Consider the following 18135-nt stretch of genomic DNA (forward strand, 5'->3'; position numbering starts at 1 on the left):
CTTGCGTGATGAGCCCCGCCAAGGCATCCGCTGCGTCCGGGTAGACTCCGGATCGATGCTCCTCCCGCCGAGAACGACAGGCCTCGCCGCGCCCGCGGGCCCCCTGCGCCCGTGGCCCTCCGTGCTGGCGACGTGGGGCCCTGGAGAGCGGAGCACGCTGCACGCCCACCATTGCTGGCACCTCGTGCTGGCGCTCGACGGGGAGCTCCAGATCCAGACGGCCGACAGGGGCGCGTTCCAGCCGGGAGGCGCCGTCCTCACGACCCCGGACACCGCGCATGCGATCGACGCGTCGGGCGTCCGTGTGCTCATCGTGTTCATCGAGCCGGAGAGCGACGTTGGCGATGGGCTCACCCAGGCGCTCGGGGCGTCGCCCATCGAGGTCATGGGCAGCGAGATGGCGGATCGGCTGCGGTCGCGCATCGCCGAGCGCGGAGAGGCCGGGCTCCCGGCGGCGCTGCCCGGCGTGTTCGAGGCGCTGGGGATCGCGGTCCCGCCCTCCTCGCCGAGGCCGAGGCACCCCGGGGTCCAGCGGGTGCTGCGCCACCTGCGGGCGAGCGCCGGAGACGCGGACACGTCGCTCGAAGCCCTGGCCGGCATCGCGCGGCTCTCGCCGGGGCGGTTCATGCACGCCTTCACGGAGAGCGTCGGCGTGCCGCTGCGGCCGTACCTCCTGTGGCTCAAGCTGGAGCGCGCCGGGGCGGCGATCGCCGGCGGCGCGGCGCTCTCGGAGGCCGCCAGCGCGGCCGGCTTCGCGGACGCGGCGCATATGACCCGGACCTTCCGCCGGATGTTCGGGGTGAGCCCATCCGATCTGAGACGCCGTAGCCAGCTCGTTCAAGACGGGTGAGGAGCGGGTCGCCACCTTGAGGGCATGGCACCTCTGCTCGTTCTCTCGATCTCGTTCGCGCTGTTCGTTGTCCTCGGGCGCCTCGGCGTCAGGCACCTCGGGAGCTGGGTGACGTGCTTGCGGTACGCCCTCGCGGCGATGTTCCTGCTGACCGGATCAGCCCACTTCGGGAGCCGGCGCGCCGAGCTCGTGGCGATGGTGCCGCCGGCGCTGCCCGGCCCCGAGCTCCTCGTGGCCGCGACGGGGGTCCTGGAGATCGCAGGCGCGGCGGCGCTCCTGGTGCCGCGGCTCGCGCCGTGGGCGGCTGCGGGGCTGACGGTGCTGCTCGTGGCGATGTTCCCTGCGAACGTGCATGCGGCGCGCGCGGGGCTCACGCTGGGCGGCAGCCCGGTGACGCCGCTCGGGCCGCGAACGCTGATGCAGTTCGTGTTCGTCGCCGCGACGGTCGCCGTGGCGCTCGGCGCTCGTGGCGGGGAGCGGACGGACCGGGCTCGGACGAAGTAGCACCCGGTCCGGTGCTTTGCTCCACGTCCCTGATCCTTCCTCGGCCTGCGGCCACCACACGGCGGCACGAGGAGGTCGTCTGTTAGACTGCCGCGGTGGCGAGGGACATCATCGACTTCGGCATCGAGCGCAGCCGCCACGAGCGCTTCTTCGGCCGAGAGGATGTGCTCGCCGCCATCGATCGCCACCTCGACGGCGCGGGCGCGTCCGGCCGCTGGGTGCTCGTCACGGGCGGGCCTGGCATGGGGAAGAGCGCGATCCTCTCGCGATGGCTCGACGTGCAGGAGCAGCGCGGGCACAAGACGCCGCACCACTTCCTCCGGCGCGACGTCATGGACTGGGATCGCCCCGACGCGGTCGCGCGCTCCCTCTCGGCGCAGATCGAGGTGCTCTTCCCGGCGCAGAAGGACCCCGAGGCGCGGCCGGAGAGCCGGCTGATCGAGCTCCTGGCCAAGGTCTCCAAGCACGAGCTCGCCCCCCCGTGGAGAGCGCCTCGTGCTCGTCGTGGATGGTCTCGACGAGGCGCGAAGCGACGGCGCCGGGCAGAACCCGCTGCCGAACTTTCTGCCGTACGCGCTGCCGCCCCGCGTGCACGCGCTCTGCGCCTCGCGCCCGCAGTACCCGCACCTCGGGTGGCTGGAGAGCCGCGGGAACGTGCGGCGCATCGATCTCGACGCGCCCGCGTGGGCGAGCTCGAACGAGCAGGCCTGCCGCGCGTTCTGGGCAGACCAGGGGCCCAGGTTCACGCCGCGGCTCGACCGGAAGCTCGTCGAGGAGGCGGTTGCCCGGGCGGAGGGGAACCTGCTCTATGCGGTGAAGCTCAGGGAATGGCTCGAAGAGCAGCCGGTCGAGCAGCGACGTGTGGAGCGGCTTCCTCGCGGACTGAGCGGGTTTCTGGAGCAAATCTGGCAGCAGCTCCGGAGCCTGCCACGCGAGCAATTCGGGCTTGTCGCGAACGGGCTCGGGCTGGTCTGCGCGGCGCGCGAGGCGCTGCCGATCGAGGAGATCGAGGCGGCGTGGGGGTGGAAGGACGTGGAGGCGGGCGAGGACCTCCTTCGCGCAGCGCGGGCGCTGCTCCTGGAGGAGCCGGCGTCGTGGCGCGGCGCGCGGGCGTATCGGCCGTATCACGAGGCGTTTCGCGCGTTCGTCACAGAGAAGCTCGGGGCGAAGCGCATGGCCGAGTTGCACCGGCGGCTGCTGGAGACGACCGCGCGGTGGCCGCAGGCAGAGGGGGAGAATGATTTCCGGAGGCGGTATGCCGCGCGGCACGCGATCGCGCACGCGTTCGCCGCGGACGATAAGGGGAAAGCGCGGGGGTTGTGCCGGGATCTCGGCCTTCTGGGGGCGCGCTGTAGCGAGGATGGCGCTGCGGCGCTCGAGGAGACACTGCGCTTCGGAGCGAAGGAGCTCGGAGACGGCGACATCGACCTGCTCCACCGTGCGGTGCGTGCCGAGTCGCACTGGCTCCGCGATGCGCCGGAGGCGCTCCCGGAGCTGGTCTACAACCGGCTGCGCTCGGCCGGATGGGAGGCGGAGCGAATCGCGCGGACGCTTCAGTTCCCGCGCGGCTTGCCGAAGATCCGACTGCGGTATCCGGTACGGATGTGGACTGGAGAAGAGCGCACGCTGCACGGCCACTCCGAGTCGGTCAATGCTTGCGCGATCAGCCCGGATGGCCAGCGCATCGTCTCGGCCTCCGACGACAGCACGCTCAGGGTATGGGATCTTGCGACCGGGCAGCTCCTGTCCACCCTCGAAGGCCACTCCGAGTCGGTCAAAGCTTGCGCGATCAGCCCGGATGGCCAGCGCATCGTCTCGGCCTCCTGGGACAAGACGCTCAAGCTATGGGACCTTGCGACCGGGCAGCTCCTCTCCTCCCTCGAGGACCACTCCAGTGGGGTCGAGGCCTGTGCGATCAGCCCGGATGGCCAGCGCATCGTCTCGGCCTCCTCCGACAGCACGCTCAAGGTATGGGACCTTGCGACCGGGCAGCTCCTCTGCACCCTCGAAGGCCACTCCGATCCGGTCGCTGCCTGCGCGATCAGCCCAGATGGCCAGCGCATCGTCTCGGCCTCATGGGACACGGCGCTCAAGGTATGGGACCTCGCGACCGGACAGCTCCTCTCCCCCCTCGAAGACCACTCCGATTCGGTTGATGCTTGCGCGATCAGTCCAGATGGCCGCCGCATCGTCTCGGCCTCCAACGACAAGACGCTCAAGGTATGGGACCTTGCGACCGGACAGCTCCTCTCCACCCTCGAAAGCCACTCCAATTGGGTCAATGCTTGCGCGATCAGCCCGGATGGCCAGCGCATCGTATCGACCTCCTCCGACAGCACGCTCAAGGTATGGGACCTTGCGACCGGACAGCTCCTCTCCACCCTCGAAGGTCACTCCGGTCCGGTCGCTGCCTGCGCGATCAGCCCGGATGGCCAGCGCATCGTATCGACCTCCTACGACAGCACGCTCAAGGTATGGGACCTTGCGACCGGGCAGCTCCTCTGCACCCTCGAAGGCCACTCCGATTCGGTCAATGCTTGCGCGATCAGCTCGGATGGCCAGCGCATCGTATCGGCCTCCTCCGACATGACTATCAAGAGATGGGAAACGTCGACAGGAAAATGCTTGGATACAGTGCATGGAATAGGCACCTTCATTAGCGTGGCCGGATCGCAACAGCTCCTCTGCGCGGGAGATGCACATGGCAACCTCTGGCATCTCTATTTCACGGCTCCAATACCTCGTGGGGAAAGTTTCCCGATAAAGAATGCCACCCGCCTCTTCTTCAGCTACTCCCACCAGGACGAGGCTCTCCGCGACGAGCTGGAGGCCCACCTCGCCCTTCTCAAGCACGACGGCCTCCTCCAGAGCTGGCATGATCGCCGCATCGCCGCCGGCGAAGCGTGGGCTGGCCAGATCGACAAGAACCTCGACACGGCCGAGGTGATCCTCCTCCTCATCAGCGCCGACTTCCTCGCGTCCGACTACTGCTTCGACAAGGAGATGAGGCGCGCCCTCGAACGCCACGACGCCGGCCGGGCACGCGTCATCCCGGTCATCCTTCGGGAGACCGACTGGCGCGGCGCGCCTTTCGCCAGGCTCCAGGCGCTGCCCAGGGATGGTAGACCGGTCACCAGCTGGAGGAACCGCGACGCAGCCTGGACCGACGTGGCCCTCGGCATCCGGCGTGCGGTCGAGGCGCTCCGAGGACACGTCGAGTAGCTTCCCGGGACGTTCGTCTGGTGCACACGGCGACCACGAGCGCCGCCGGGCCAAGGTCCTCTCGGACATCGTGGGCTACCAGGTCGGCCTGAACCGCTGCCGCGGCTCCGCGATGCGGAACAGCGCGAGCGCCTGGGTGGTGGAAGCGCGGGAGGCGCTCGCCCTGATGAACCCACGCGACGCGGTGCCTCGCGAGCGCGCCAGGGGGCGGCTCGCCCAGGCCGAGGCGGAGCTGACAGCGGCGACGCGCGGGCTGGATGCAGCGACGCCGTGAACGGCGCTGGAAACGAAGCGGACCGCGCTACGATGGGCGCATCGACGCCCTTCAAGGAGCACGCGATGTCCGACGCGATCACGACGTCTCAGGCTGAGCCGATCGACGACGAACAGTACCCGGCCTTCCTCGAAGCCATCCGCGCCCGCTTCGGTGAGGTGACCGCCGGCGGCGCGCGCCTCTTCACCACGGACGCCGCCGGCCTCTTCGACGCGTTCCTCGACGGGCTCCGCGCGGAGCGGCGCCAGCACTACACATGCAGCGCGTGCCGCCGCTTCGTCGAGCGCTTCGGCGGGCTGGTGAAGGTCGCGCCCGATGGGACCGCAACGTCAATCGCGTGGGCCCCCGACGCAGCACCGCCGTTCTTCCGGACGTCCGTCGAGGCCATGGCGCTCCTCGTCGCGCGCGCGAAGGTGACCGGCGTCTTCCTCTCCGACGAGCGCACGTGGGGGATGCCGAAGAACAAGAGCCAGAAGCCGCCCTTCTCCTGGAATCACATGGCCGTCGCGCCCGGGCGGGAGCTCGTCTTCAAGCCGTCCGCGGTGCAGACCACCTCGCAGGTCGTGGCCGAGAAGCTCCAGGACTACGGCACCCTCTGCCGAGGGCTCGCCGAGTTCCCGCTCGAGGTCGTGAGGCAGGCGCACACCCTCCTGGTCACCGGGAACCTCTACCGATCGGAGAAGTGCATCGGCGTGGCGAAGTGGCTGGTCGATCTGCACGAGGCGCGCGCGGCGACGAAGAACCCCGTCGCCCGCGACAACCTCACATGGCTCGCCGCGGCGACCGCGCCGGCCGGGTTCTGCCACGTGCGCAGCGGCATGATCGGCACCCTCCTGGAGGATATCCAGGCCGGGCTCGGCTTCGCCGACATCAAGGCGAAGTTTGACGCCAAGATGCACCCGCTCCTCTACCAGCGCCCCCAGGCGGCGCCGAGCGCCGGCAACATCGCGCAGGCCGAGGCCATCGTGCAGAAGCTCGGCTCGGCCGGCGCGCTGGAACGCCGGTTCGCCAGGCTGGAAGACATCCAGGCGCTGTGGAAGCCGAAGGCGGGTGCGTCCCAGGAGCGGGGCGGCGGCGTCTTCGGCCACCTGAAGGCCAAGATCACCACGGCCGCAGCGTCCGTGGAGCAGCCGCCGGTCATCATGACCTGGGAGAAGTTCCAGCGGACCGTGCTCGCGGACGCGGAGCGCATCGAGTTCTTCGTGCCCGAGCAGAACGCGTCGTACGCAGCGCTGGTGACGGCCGCGACCCCTGATTCGCCGCCCATCCTCCAGTGGGATCGCGAAGAGAAGCGGAACCAGGTGAGCTGGTACATGTACGTCAAGGGCTCGCCGGCGAGCGCGTGGAACCTGAAGGCGGGGCAGTTCCAGGACGTCACGGCGATCGCGCTGCAGCCGACGATGTGGGACGGCCCGGACAAGTACCCGCACCAGGGCCAGTCGGTCTTCTTCCTCCTCGACGGCGCGCGAGACGTGAACCACGAGCGCAGCGGCGGCTTCTTTCCGGAAGACCTGCGAAGCGAGTACCACGGCATCCGCGCCACCATGGAGGCGTACGCGAAGAACGCGACCATCGCGGGAGCCAACGAGGCGTCAGCCTGCGGCATCAAGCTCCAGAAGAGCGCCGGCAAGTGGGATTACCTCTTCCGCGTCACCACGAAGAACGGGCGGGTTACCTACAAGCTCGACCGCTGGGACTGAGGATCGGGGACCGGGAGCGCGGACACGCCGCTCGAAGCCCTGGTCCGCGTCGCACGGCGCTCGCCGGGCGGTGCATGCGCGCTGGTAGACTGGCGCCGTGGCGAGAGACCTCATCGACTTCGGCATCGAGCGCAGCCGCCACGAGCACTTCTTCGGTCGAGAGGACGTGCTCTCGGCCATCGATCGCCACCTCGACGGCGCGGGGACGTCAGGCCGCTGGGTGCTCGTCACGGGCGGGCCCGGCATGGGCAAGAGCGCGATCCTCTCGCGATGGCTCGACGTGCAGGAGCAGCGCGGCCGCAGGGCGCCGCACCACTTCCTCCGGCGCGACGTCATGGACTGGGATCGCCCCGAGGCGGTCGCGCGCTCCCTCTCGGCGCAGATCGAGGCGCTCTACCCAGCGCAGAAGGACCCCGAGGCGCGGCCGGAGAACCGGCTGATCGAGCTTCTCGCCAGGGTGTCGAAGCATGAGCTCGTCCCTCGCGGAGAGCGCCTGGTACTCGTCGTGGACGGCCTCGACGAGGCGCGGAACGAGGGCGCCGGGCAGAACCCGCTTCCAGGCTTCCTGCCGTACGCGCTCCCGCCGCGCGTGCACGCGCTCTGCGCCTCGCGCCCGCAGTATCCGCACCTCGATTGGCTGGAGAGCCGTGGCAACGTGCGGCGCATCGATCTCGACGCGCCCGCGTGGGCGGACCGACGTGACCCTCGGCATCCGACACGCCATCGAAGCGTTCCGAAGGCGCGCCGCATAGCTCCCGGGCCGTATCCGACATACCCGCCCGTCCTGCCGACCAGACCCCGGGGCGTATCCGACATACCCGCCCGCCCTGCCGACCAGGCCCCAGGCCATATCCGACATACCCGCCTGCCCTGCCGACCAGGCCCCAGGCCATATCCGACATACCCGCCTGCCCTGCCGACCAGGTCCCGGCGATGTCCCGACATCTCGCCCGCTCCGCCGACCAGGCCGGGCCATATCCGACATGCCGACCCGCCCTGCCGACCAGCCGCGGGCCATATCTCGTCCCCGCCCTCGCTCCCCCTCACCGGTACGGCCCGCCCCGCCCCTCCCCCCGCATCTGCCGCGCGAGCGCCAGCATGGGCCGCAGCACCTCCCGCGCCGCCGCGGGATCCGCGAGCGGCGCCCCGATCACCACCGCGATCGCGCCCGGCGCCACCGCGACCCCCTCCTCCGCATCCGCAACCCCACCGAGGCGCGCCGCCTGCTCCAGGATCGCCGCTGCGATCCCCTGCTCCGCCGCGTTCCTCGGCCGGGCCGCGCCCTCGATCGGCGGATCCAGCCGCAACGAGACCCGCGTCCTCGCCGGAACGGCCCCCTTGAATAGCGTCTCCAGCTCGAACCGCGCCCCTTCGAGCGTCCCCGATAGCCGCATCGAACCGACCCGGAGCGCCCCGTCGCTCTCCTCCGCGAAGCGGCGCCACGCGGGCAGCCACGCCGCCATCGCCACCGGCGGCGGCAGCGCCGCGCCGGCCCCCGCGAGCGCCTGCGCGAGCGCGTTGACCTGCGCCAGGAACGCGTCGAGCGCGTGCTCGTCCGACGCCTCCGCGGCGCTCCACACCCACGCCTCCCTGTCGTCCACGTCGGCCCGATGGAAAGCACGCAGCGCACGCCGGAGCGCAGGCCCGAGCACGGCCAGCACCTGCGCCTCCTCCCGTCCCGCCGCCCGGAAGCGCCGATCGAATCCCTCGTCCCCCGTCTCCAGCCCATCGAGCTCCAGCACGCGCCGCCACTGCACGTCGAGGCGCAACCCCCAGGGCTCCGCGAACCGCACCGTCGCGCCCAGGCCGGCCCTCAACCCCTTCACGGCAGAGGCCACCTCGACGGTGCACCCAGCGCGCACGCCGCGGAGCCGCAGCCCCCGTTCCAGCGAGAGCCCCACCCGCCGCCCCGCGCGCGCCCAGACCGCGCGCCAGCGATCCGCGCCGATCCGGGGCCGCTTTCCATCGCGCCCGGTCCGCGGCTCGAACAGGCCGACGATCACCGGCACGCGGTGCCGCACCAGCTCCCCGCCCGCCAGGTGCTCGATCGTCACCTCCAGCGCGTACTCCAGGGCAACCTCGCGGAGGCGGAAGGACGGCGCGAGATCGCCCGGCAGAGAGATGCGGAAAGGCACCTCCGTTCCCTCGGCGATCCCTGTGACATCCTGGAAGAACACGTTCGGGCAGCTCTCGTACGAACCGCTGCGCGCGTTCACCTGCTCCACCCCATTGCCGACCAGCGCGACGCGGAGCCCGAAGGGGTAGCGCCCCGGGAGACCCCCGAAGGCGACGGCCCCGGTCACGATCGCGCCCGGGGTGAGGGTCCGGCCCGGCAGCGACACCTCGACGAACGCGCCGCGCCCCCGGTGGCTCGCGTCGATGAACGGCTCGTCCTCCGGCCGCCGAGCGGACCTGGGCCGGACGAGGACCTCCTGGCTCTCCCGGGCGTCGAGCCACCACGGAATGGAGACGTGCGCGCGGACCTCGCACCGGCACGCCTGGAAGGCGCCGGCGAACGTCGGCGGGAGATCACCAGGCAGCGCGAACGAGACCCGGTAGCGGTGAATCCCCTCGCCGAGCCGCCCCTCCCCGGCCACCTCCTCGCTGAGGAGGAGCAGATCGCGAACCTCGAAGGTCCCCTCGACCGGAACCAGCCGCTCGTGCGTGTGCCGCAGGGCCACGCGCACGAAGTTGATGGGCGTCTTCGCGGCGCTCTCGAGCGAGAGCCCGACGTCGAACGTCTCGCCCGGATGAACGACCCTGGGGAGGCGCAGCGTGATGAAAGGGCGGCTCCTCATCGCCGCCTCCCAGTGTAAACGACCTGGCCGACCGCCCTCCGACGGGGCGTAGCACCGCCCGCTCGCTCGCGGTCAGGAGGTCGCGCCGCCCGCTCGCTCGCGGTAGGATCGACCGGAGAACGACGGCGCAGGCCACCCCGGCGGCGCAGCGGCGGGCGCGCGGGCCGCGCAGCGCTCCTCGCCTGGAGCGACGAGCGCGCTCGGCTACTCCGCCGCCTCGCCCAGCCACGCCCGCGCGAGCTCGAGCGTGCGCGCGTTGTCCACGGCCCGCTCCAGGAAGTGCGCCCGGAACGCGCCGTCGCTGATCTTCTCGGCGCGCGCGAGCAGGCGATCGCGCGCCTCGGCGATCGCCTGCGCGGCGTCGGCGCCACGCCCGCAGACCGACAGCGCCTCGGCGTAGACCAGGCGCACCACCGACTCGCCCTCCTCCACGCCCACCTCGTCGAGCAGCGCGCGCGCACGCTCGGCGGCGGCGAGCGCGTCGCCAGGGCTGCCGAGGTGGAGCAGCGCGCGCCCGAGCACCGCGACGGCGTAGGCGCGCATCGGCGGGGCCCGCTCGAGGATCGCGTCCGCGGCCCGCGCCTCGCGCGCCGCCGCCTCGGGATCGCCCGCGAGGAGCAGGATGCTCGCGAGGTAGACGCGCGCGCAGCCCTCCATCCGCACGTCGCCGTGGCGCTCCAGCATCGCGCACGCGGTCTCCTCGACCGACCTCGCCTCGTCGAGCCGGCCGCGGTAGGAGAGCACCAGGCCGAGGTTCTGGAGGACGTACGCCGTGGTGCCGCGCAGCTCCATGCGCTCCGACTCGGCGAGCGCCTGGCGCAGCGCCGCCTCGGCCTCCTCGAGCTGACCCACCTGGCCGTACGAGTAGCCGAGGTTCATGCGCGCCATGCACGCCCGCCGCACGTCGCCGGCCTGCTCGAACGCCGCGAGCGCCGCCGCGATGCCCGCGAGGCTCGCGCCGGGGTCGCCGCCCGCGTGCGCGCGGATCGCGCGCGCCTCGTGGAGGTTCGCCACGGCCTCGAGATCCGGCGCCGGGGCGCCCTCGATCGCGCGCTCCGCGCCCTCGAGCAGCGCGTCGGCCAGCGCATAGCGGCCGCCGAAGATCAGCATGAGCGCGGCGGAGCTCAGGCAGGCGCTCTTGGCGGAGCTCCCGTCCTCGAGGGGCGCAGGCGTGTCGCGCGCGACGGCGGCCCAGCGCTCGACGCGCTCGAGGCCGCCCGTGGCGCCCGCGGCGATGATGATCCGGGTCAGCGCGGCGAACCAGGCGGCGGATCCCTCCGCGAGGTGCTCCGCGGAGGCCGCGGCGCGCTCCTCGGCGAGCGCGAGATCGCCGCGCCAGAAGTGCGCCTGGCTCTCGAGCAGGCGGAGCTCGCCCACGGTGACGGGCGCCGGATCACACGCGACGCCGCGCGCCGCGCGCGCCAGCACCGCGCCGAGGTCGTTGCCCCGCAGCGCCTGCCGCGCCGCCGCGAGGTACGCCGTGGCCGCGCGCGCGGGCTCGCCGCCGCGCTCGAAGTGCTCGGCGAGCGCCATGGGATCGGCCTCGCCGCGCTGCGCGAGGAAGCCGCCCGCGAGCGCGTGGCCGAGCCGCCGATCGCCCTCGGTCAGCATGCCGTAGGCGGCCTCGCGGATGAGCGCGTGGCGGAACCGGAGCGCGGCGTCGCCGGCCGCGCTCCGCGGCCCGATCCGCACGATCGCCTCGTGCCGCACGAGCTCGTCGACCTCGCGCGCGACCTCCGACCGGCCCACGAGCGCGGCGACCCCCGCCTCGGAGAACGCCTCGCCGAAGACGCTCGCGGCGCGCAGCACGCGGCGCGCCTCCGGGTCGAGCGCGTCGAGCCCGGCCTGCACCATCGCGAGCACCGTCTCCGGCGGCGCCGCGGTCCGGCCGCGGGCGGCGGCGCGGATCTGCTCCTCCAGGTAGAACACGTTGCCGTCGGCCCGCTCCACGAGCGTCCTCACGAGCTCCGCGCTCGCCCGGGCGCCGAGCGCCTCCCGCACGAGCTGCTCTCCGCCCGACGGCGCGAGCGGAGAGAGGCGGACCTCCCGGACGAGGTGAGGCCCCCAGAGCCCCGGGAAGAGCTCGTGCACGCCGGGCCGCGCCAGCGCGAGCACCGCGAACCGCCTGCCCTTCAGGTTGCGCAGCGCGGCCTCGACCAGCGTCACGGTCGGCAGATCGCCCCAGTGCAGGTCGTCGAGGACGAGGAGCACCGGCTGCGCGGCGCACTCGGCGTCGAGGAAATCCTCCCACGCGAGGCGCAGCTGGTCGCTCATCAGGAGCGGGTGCCGCCGCGCCGCCCTGAGCTGCACGTCGTCGTCGTCCGGGAACGGCGCGCCCGCGAGCTCGCCGAGGAACGGCGCGACGCGCGCGGCCGCCGCGGCGCCGCAGCGGCGCTCGACGCGCGCGCGGATCTTGCGCCGCTTCGACTCGATCGGCTCGCCGTCGCGCAGGCCGAGCCCGCGGCGGAGCGCGCGCTGGAGCAGGCCGAAGGCGGAGCCGGCACTCATCGGGTCCGCCTGGCCGAGCCACACCGCGAGGGGCTCGCTGCGCGACCGGAGCGCGCGGACGAGCTCGTAGCAGAGGCGCGATTTGCCCGACCCCACCGCGCCCGTCACCAGCACCGCGCCCGGGGCCGCCCCGCGGAAGCAGGCGTCGATCTCGGCCTCGATCAGCCCGAGCTCGCGCTCGCGCCCGACGTAGGGCGCCGGCCGGCCGAGGAGCGAGGGCTGCGTCTCGGGCTCCTCGCGCGCGCCGTGGAGCCAGCACCCCGACGCGTCCCGGGTGGCGTCGAACCGCGCGCCGAGCAGGCCCGCGGTCGTGTCGTCGATGCGGATCGCCGCCGGATGGAGGGGCTCGCGGCTGCCCTGCACGAGCTGCACGAGGCGATCGATCACCGCGCCGACCGGCAGCCGCGCGGCGACCTCGGCCCGGCCGGTGACGAGCGAGAGGCGGGCGCCGCCGAGCAGCTCCCTGAGCGAGAGGGCGCAGCGGGCCGCCTGCGCCGCGAGGTCGGTGGGCGCGGCCGATCCCGAGAGCGTCACGAGCAGCCACCGCGCCTCCAGGAGCTCGATCCGGCCGCGGTGGCGCTCGACGATCTCGCGGATCGCCCGCGCCCTCGCCTCGTCCTCGACGTCGGAGAGCGTCGCCTCCGCGTCGGCCTGGCCCTCCCGGGCGAGGAGGAGGCACATGACCTTCCGTTCGCTGGTCGTGATCTCGCGGCCGCGCTGCGCCGGCGGGTGGGACGACGGGGGCTGAAGCGACGGCGGGCCCGCGTCGAGGCGTGAATCCAGCGCCTCCGAGGCGAGCGCCGCCGCGACGACGCCCGCGTCGCGCGGCCGGGACTCCCGCGCCTTCGACAGCATCCGCGCGACGAGCCGATCGAGCCAGGCCGGGACGTCGTCGCGGAGCTCCCTGAGCCGCGGCGGCTCCTCGAGGAGGACCTTCATGAGGACCGAGAGCGGGTCGCTGCCGCCGAACGCGGCGCGCCCGGTGAGGCACTCGAAGAGCACGCTGCCGAGCGCGAACACGTCGGCGCGCGCGTCGATCTGCGGCTCGCCGCGGGCCTGCTCCGGGGCCATGTACTGGGGCGTGCCGCGGATGTCGCCGAGCGTCGGGAACTCCTCCTCATCATCCCCGGAGAAGCGCGCGACGCCGAAGTCGATGAGCCGGACGCGCTGGAGGTCGCCGCCCTCGAGGATGAGGTTGCCCGGCTTCACGTCGCAGTGCACGAACCCCAGCTGGTGGACGGCGGCGAGCGTCTCGGCGATGCGCGCGGCGAGCGTGAGGCCCTCGGCGAGCGTGAGCGGGCCGCGATCGAGCCGCTCCGAGAGGGTCTCGCCATCGAGCCACTCCATCGCGAGGTAGAGCCGGCCGCCGCCCGTCGCTCCGTGCGCGACGTAACGGGCGACGCCGGGGATCGCGAGCGTCGCGAGGGCGAGATGCTCGCGCGCGAGGGCGCTCAGCGACGCGGTCGCGGCTGTCTGGAGGAGCTTGAGGGCGACGAGCTCGCCGGACCGGAGGTCGCGCGCGCGGTACACGCGCGCCGTCGCGCCCGAGGCGGCGTGCTCCTCGATCTCGAACCGGTCGTCGACGACCTCTCCTGCCTGCATCGAGCTGACGCGCTCCTGGCGGGCGCTCTGCCGCTATCGCACAGCGTGCCAGCGGCGCGCGCCGTCCGTCCACTGTCACTTCGCTCGACGCCGCGCGGCGTGCGCGCCGGCTCACCTCGGCCGATCCCCTGGCCGAGCCACCTCCCAGGGACGCATGTCGCGGCGCAGGCGCTCGCGTCGGCGCGGCGCACACGCCGGCGCACCGGCGCGCCTCGCCGGCTCACCTACCTGTCGCGCTGCGCGCCCGCGCCACGGGGCGCTTTGCCTGCGTCCGCGTCGTCTGCGCGCCGCCGCAGCACGAGGTAGCGGAGGTGCGGGAGGCCGCTCACCGCCACGGGAGCGAACGCGTCGCCAGCGCCGGGCAGGCGCGCGACGCGCTGCTCCACCCCGCGCGCGAACCGCGACGCGGGCCACGGCGACGCGGGCGCCTCGCCCTCGGCGAGCAGCAGCACCAGCGCGTCCACCCGGCGCGCGTCGAGCAGCGCCCCGGGGATCCGCTTCGTTGTGTGCCCGCCGGGCAGCGCCGCGATGGCCGGATCCGTGACGCCCGCGAGATCGACGAGGGTCGCGCCCGTCGCCGCCCCGAGCCAGCCGATGTCGAGCGCCGCGACGACCTCCGCCCCGGCGAGCGCGCCGCGGAGCTCCTCGACGACGCGCAGCCGGTCGCTGCCCACCCGCGCGGCGGTCGGCCCGACCCGGACCATCACGAAGAGCTCCCCCGCGAGCGCGAGCGCGAGCCGGAGCGCCGTGGCGCGCGCGTGGGCCACCGAGGCGACGTGGGCCGCCGCGAGCACCACGGCGGGCAGCGCCGGGACGACGAGCCGCGACAGCGGCATCCAGTCGCCGCCCGCCGCCGCGACCGCGAGGAAGTGCACCGCGACCGCCGCGAGCAGCCCGCGGGGCCACGCGGGGAGCGCGCGCCACGCGGCCGGCGCGATCAGCGCCGCAGGCCCGGTCAGGAGGAAACACGCGAGCGCGTACCGGGCCCCGAGCGCCGCGTCCGGCGCCTTCGCCAGCGCGGCGAGCGGCGCGGCCCGCCCGAAGAGCGAGAGGCGCGCCAGGGCCACGGCGACGAAGGGGAGGCCCGCGAGCGCGAGCGCGGCGAGCGCTCGCGCCCACGCGGGGCGCGGCGGCGCGCCCCCCGCGGCGTCGCGGCGCGGAGCCGCCTGGGCCGAGAGCGCGACGACGAGCGCGAACGGCAGGAGCTCCGGCCGGAGCGCCGCCGCGGCCCCGGCGCAGGCCGCGCCGGCGAGCGCGCGGCCGAGCGCCGGCAGCGCGACGGCGAGCGCCCCGAGCGCCGCGACGACGCCCGTCTCCATGCCCGCCACGCTCCAGGCGGCGAGCGGCGCCGACGCCGGCACGAGCGCGAGCGCCGCGAACCGGATGGGACGAGCGGAGGCGCGATCGATCGCGAGCGCCAGGACGCCGGCGGCGAGCGTCCACGCGAGGGCGCCGAGCGCCTTCGCGGCCGCGAGCGCGGCGAGCGGCCCGCCGGCCGCGAACGGCGCCAGCACGAACGCCCACCCGAGCGGCGTCACGCCGTCGGTCACCGGCCCGGCCGCGTTGAAGCGGTAGCCCAGCCCCCGGGCGAGGTGGTGCGCATAACGCGCCGTGATCAGGGCGTCGTCGACCGTGAACCCCGAGAGCGCGAGCGCCGGGAGCAGCGCCGAGAGCGCGCCGGCGAGCGCAACGAGCAGCGAACGCTCCCGCCCCGTCACGCCGCCCGTGCGTCCGCGCGGCACTCCGATGGACACGAGGCGCTGACGCCCGCGCTGCACCGGAGCCCGCGCCGCTCCGCGCGTTCTCCATCGAGGACGCACCGGCAGCAGAGCAAGCGCTCAGGGTGTACGGCGATCAGCACGCAGCGATCCTGTGACAGGCGCACGAAGGACGCAATTGCGCTCGTCTGCTCGCAATCGTGCGAGCAGACGAGATGCGAGACGCGACCACGCGGGCACGTGCGCGCGAACGTCGCGAACACCTGGGCTCGCCGCGGCGCGCACGCCTCGGACAACGGCGGCGCCGCTGCGCCTCATGGCAGCCATGCGCCCTCGTGGACGGTATAGTTCCCCGCATGGCACTTCCCGCCGCGCTCCTGGCCGCCGTCGAGCGGCATTCGTGTTTTACCGGCTGCTATCGCAGCGAATCGGAAGTCCAGGTCTGCATCGATCCGGCGCAGGCGCTCGTGCCGACGGTGCCTGTCTGTTGCAGCGATTGCCTGAACTTCCACCCGGCGGCGCTCGTGAGCCTCTTGCCCCTCGGCATGACGTCGTACGCGCTCGCGAACGCGCTGACGACACACGTGCGCTCGCTGCGCGGGTACAAGTGGGCGACCGGCGGCTACCACACCGCGGGCACCGGCTTCTGGCTCAACGCCGCCTACTACGGCAATGGCCTCTTCCTGGTCGACGCCGCGCGCAACCGCAACGCGAGGACGGACGTCGACATGCTGATCGAGGCCTTCCAGCACGGGATCGTCCAGCCGGAGGACCCGCGCATGCTCGATCCGGCGCTCTACACGATCGAGCTCGCGTACATCAACATGTCGCGGCCCATCCTGCCGGTCCGCAGCAAGCAGGATCTCCTGACGTCGCCGCAGCGCAGCGCCACGCCGAGGCAGGGGTTCTCGCGCGTGTCGATCGTGGAGTTCCAGCCGCTCGCCGTCGTGGGGACGTCCCCTTCCGCGCAGCCGGCGAAGCCGGCGCCGCAGCCCCGCGAGCTCAAGCTCGGCGACACGTGCCCGACGTGCGGCGCCGCCGTGATGGAGCGACCGCTGTTCTCGGGCACGTTCGTGGGCTGCCTCTGCTGAGGGCGCGCCGCGGGCCACGCCGGCGACCGGCTCACGGCGACGGCGGCGTGGTCGCGCGCCACGCGGTCTCTCCGGTCGCCGGATCGATCGCGCGCAGCGCGGCGCCGCTCACCGCGGCGCCGCTGATGACGTAGACGTAGGGGCCGGACGCCTTCGCCGCCGTGAGCCGGTCGCCGAGGTAGGCCGCGGCGCGCTCGTACCGCACGGCCCCGGACACCGGATCGAGGGAGATGATCCGCGGCTCGGTGCCGTTCACCACGTCGACGCCGACGACGACGGCGGCGCCGCCGCTCGCGACGAGGAACAGGTCGGGCCGCCCGCCGGAGAGCGGCGCGCGCGCGGCGAGCTCCTTCTTCCAGAGCGACTCGCTGCCCCGCCGCCCCTCGGCGGTGAGCCGCGGCGGGCCCCCGGCCGGCGCGGCAAGCACGACCTCCACGCCGCCGGCCTGGACCACCTGGGGGTTCTTCTTGCGCTCCCAGAAGTGCCCCGTGATCGCCGACGGCTGCGGCGCCGTCGGGCAGTCGGCCGCCCCGCCCCCTTCGAGCTTGATCCCGGTCGCCGTGCCGTCCTTCATCACCACGGTCGCGCAGCCGTCGCCCCCCGCGATCTCGTCGGGGACCCCGGGGAGGTTCGCCACCCAGCGCTCCTTGCCGGTGCGGGCGTCGAGCGCGCGCAGCGCGGCGTCGCCCCCGCCCGCGAGCACCATGTTCGGGTCCGCGCAGGCGAGCGCGTCCGGCTCCTCGATCTGCTGCGAGGCCCAGATCCCCTGCCCGCTGCGCCCATCGACGGCCACCACGCGCCCGCGGGTCTTGCCGTCCTGCCACAGCACCGGGTCGGGCGCGTCGTCGCCGTTCGCGTCCACGAAGCAGAGGGCGTCGAGCTGCGTGGAGAGCGGGCGCGCGCGCGGCGCGGGCTCCTGCGGCGGGTCGACGCGCGCGAAGAACATCACCGCGAAGCCGATCCCGACCGCGGCCATCGCCGCGGCGAGGAGCACCTTCGTCGCCCGCGATGGCCCCGGCGCGGGCGCGGGCGCGCCCCGCGGCGCAGCCGCGCCTGCGACGCCGGGGGCATCTGCGCCGCAGCGCGGGCATGCGATCCCATCACGACTTGCCTCCAGCGAGGCACCACAGCTCCAGCAGGGCCGCATCCCGACAGTCTATCGCCGCCGGGTGCCCGTGATCGAGAGCGACCGTGCGCGGCCCGCCGGACCGGGGACTCGCCTCCGCTACTTCGCCCAGAGCACCGAGAGATCGATCTCGATGGCCTCGAAGGGCACGACCCGGACCCGCGCCGCGTCGCGGTGGACGGGGCCGGGCTCCCAGCCCCTGTCCGCGGCGAGCGAGAAGACCTCGAGGGTGCGCCGGATTGGATCGACGAGCCACGCGTGGAGCACGCCTTCGCGCGCATAGAGGGGCATCTTCTCCGTGCGATCGACGTCCTCGGTCGACGGGCTCAGGACCTCGCAGATCCAGTCGGGAGCGAGCGGGAAGAAGGCCGTCTCGGGCAGCTCGGGCATGCGCTCGATCCGCCAGCCGGCGAGGTCGGGCACGAGCACGTCGAACTCACCAGGCGTGCGCGGGTCGGGGAGGTGCAGCTCAGGCTCGACCAGGATGGTCCAGCCGCCGGGCCCGCCTTCGCCCAGGTCGAAGGGGCCGGACAGCTTCCCCCCGAGCCGGGACGCGGCTCGCGCATGCCGCGGCGCCGGGCGGGGGAACACGTGCAGGGTGCCGCGGACGAGCTCCGCCACCTTGTTCGACGGGACGGCTTCAAGGTCCGCGTACGTGGCGCGGGGCTGCTTCTCGGCGGGCTGGCCCATGACCGGAGCCTGCCTGGACGCCCAGGGAGAGGCAAGGGTGTGTGGCGCGCCG

The 18135-nt window shown here is 73.6% G+C and carries 12 protein-coding genes and 1 pseudogene; 8 read left to right on the forward strand and 5 right to left on the reverse strand.

Annotated elements, in window-relative coordinates; translation table 11 throughout:
* Nucleotides 1-55 precede the first annotated feature (55 nt).
* The 7 genes and pseudogenes from WME82_RS20155 to WME82_RS20185 all read left to right on the forward strand — a co-directional run.
* Nucleotides 56-850, forward strand: coding sequence for a helix-turn-helix domain-containing protein (locus WME82_RS20155; RefSeq protein WP_438044154.1), 795 nt, complete (start codon nucleotides 56-58; stop codon nucleotides 848-850).
* A 24-nt stretch (nucleotides 851-874) separates the two neighbouring features.
* Entirely contained in the window at nucleotides 875-1354 is a 480-nt protein-coding gene (locus WME82_RS20160; RefSeq protein WP_438044155.1) for a DoxX family protein, read from the forward strand.
* A gap of 95 nt (nucleotides 1355-1449) precedes the next feature.
* Entirely contained in the window at nucleotides 1450-2595 is a 1146-nt protein-coding gene (locus WME82_RS20165) for an ATP-binding protein (RefSeq protein WP_438044912.1), read from the forward strand.
* The gene (locus WME82_RS20170) at nucleotides 2528-4576 is read left to right on the forward strand and encodes a TIR domain-containing protein (RefSeq protein ID WP_438044913.1); all 2049 of its coding nucleotides are present in this window, start codon (nucleotides 2528-2530) and stop codon (nucleotides 4574-4576) included. The genes WME82_RS20165 and WME82_RS20170 overlap by 68 nt, the downstream gene beginning before the upstream one ends.
* A 70-nt stretch (nucleotides 4577-4646) precedes the next feature.
* A complete protein-coding gene (locus tag WME82_RS20175; protein WP_438044156.1) occupies nucleotides 4647-4850 on the forward strand; it encodes a hypothetical protein in 204 nt (67 codons plus the stop codon).
* Nucleotides 4851-4915: 65 nt separating this feature from the next.
* Nucleotides 4916-6550, forward strand: coding sequence for a hypothetical protein (locus tag WME82_RS20180; RefSeq protein WP_438044157.1), 1635 nt, complete (start codon nucleotides 4916-4918; stop codon nucleotides 6548-6550).
* 166 nt (nucleotides 6551-6716) lie between these two features.
* A pseudogene (locus tag WME82_RS20185) lies at nucleotides 6717-7112 on the forward strand (ATP-binding protein); the annotation flags it as partial.
* 481 nt (nucleotides 7113-7593) lie between these two features.
* Here WME82_RS20185 and WME82_RS20190 read toward each other — a convergent pair.
* The 3 genes from WME82_RS20190 to WME82_RS20200 form a co-directional block, all read right to left on the reverse strand.
* On the reverse strand, nucleotides 7594-9348 hold the full coding sequence (locus tag WME82_RS20190; RefSeq protein WP_438044158.1) for a hypothetical protein: 1755 nt from the start codon (nucleotides 9346-9348) through the stop codon (nucleotides 7594-7596).
* A gap of 204 nt (nucleotides 9349-9552) precedes the next feature.
* A complete protein-coding gene (locus tag WME82_RS20195) occupies nucleotides 9553-13458 on the reverse strand; it encodes a serine/threonine-protein kinase (RefSeq protein WP_438044159.1) in 3906 nt (1301 codons plus the stop codon).
* Nucleotides 13459-13682: 224 nt separating this feature from the next.
* The gene (locus WME82_RS20200) at nucleotides 13683-15212 is read right to left on the reverse strand and encodes a hypothetical protein (RefSeq protein ID WP_438044160.1); all 1530 of its coding nucleotides are present in this window, start codon (nucleotides 15210-15212) and stop codon (nucleotides 13683-13685) included.
* Nucleotides 15213-15532: 320 nt separating this feature from the next.
* Here WME82_RS20200 and WME82_RS20205 point away from each other — a divergent pair, with 320 nt between their 5' ends.
* Nucleotides 15533-16267: a hypothetical protein gene (locus tag WME82_RS20205; RefSeq protein ID WP_437747134.1), complete on the forward strand. Its 735-nt coding sequence runs from the start codon at nucleotides 15533-15535 to the stop codon at nucleotides 16265-16267.
* A gap of 31 nt (nucleotides 16268-16298) precedes the next feature.
* Here WME82_RS20205 and WME82_RS20210 read toward each other — a convergent pair whose 3' ends face one another.
* Nucleotides 16299-17414, reverse strand: a complete 1116-nt coding sequence (locus tag WME82_RS20210; protein ID WP_438044161.1) for an outer membrane protein assembly factor BamB family protein — start codon at nucleotides 17412-17414, stop codon at nucleotides 16299-16301.
* A gap of 78 nt (nucleotides 17415-17492) precedes the next feature.
* A complete protein-coding gene (locus tag WME82_RS20215) occupies nucleotides 17493-18083 on the reverse strand; it encodes a Uma2 family endonuclease (RefSeq protein WP_438044162.1) in 591 nt (196 codons plus the stop codon).
* Nucleotides 18084-18135: the final 52 nt, after the last annotated feature.

The organism is Sorangium sp. So ce128 (genome assembly GCF_051525245.1).
GTDB lineage: Bacteria > Myxococcota_A > Polyangia > Polyangiales > Polyangiaceae > Sorangium > Sorangium cellulosum_B.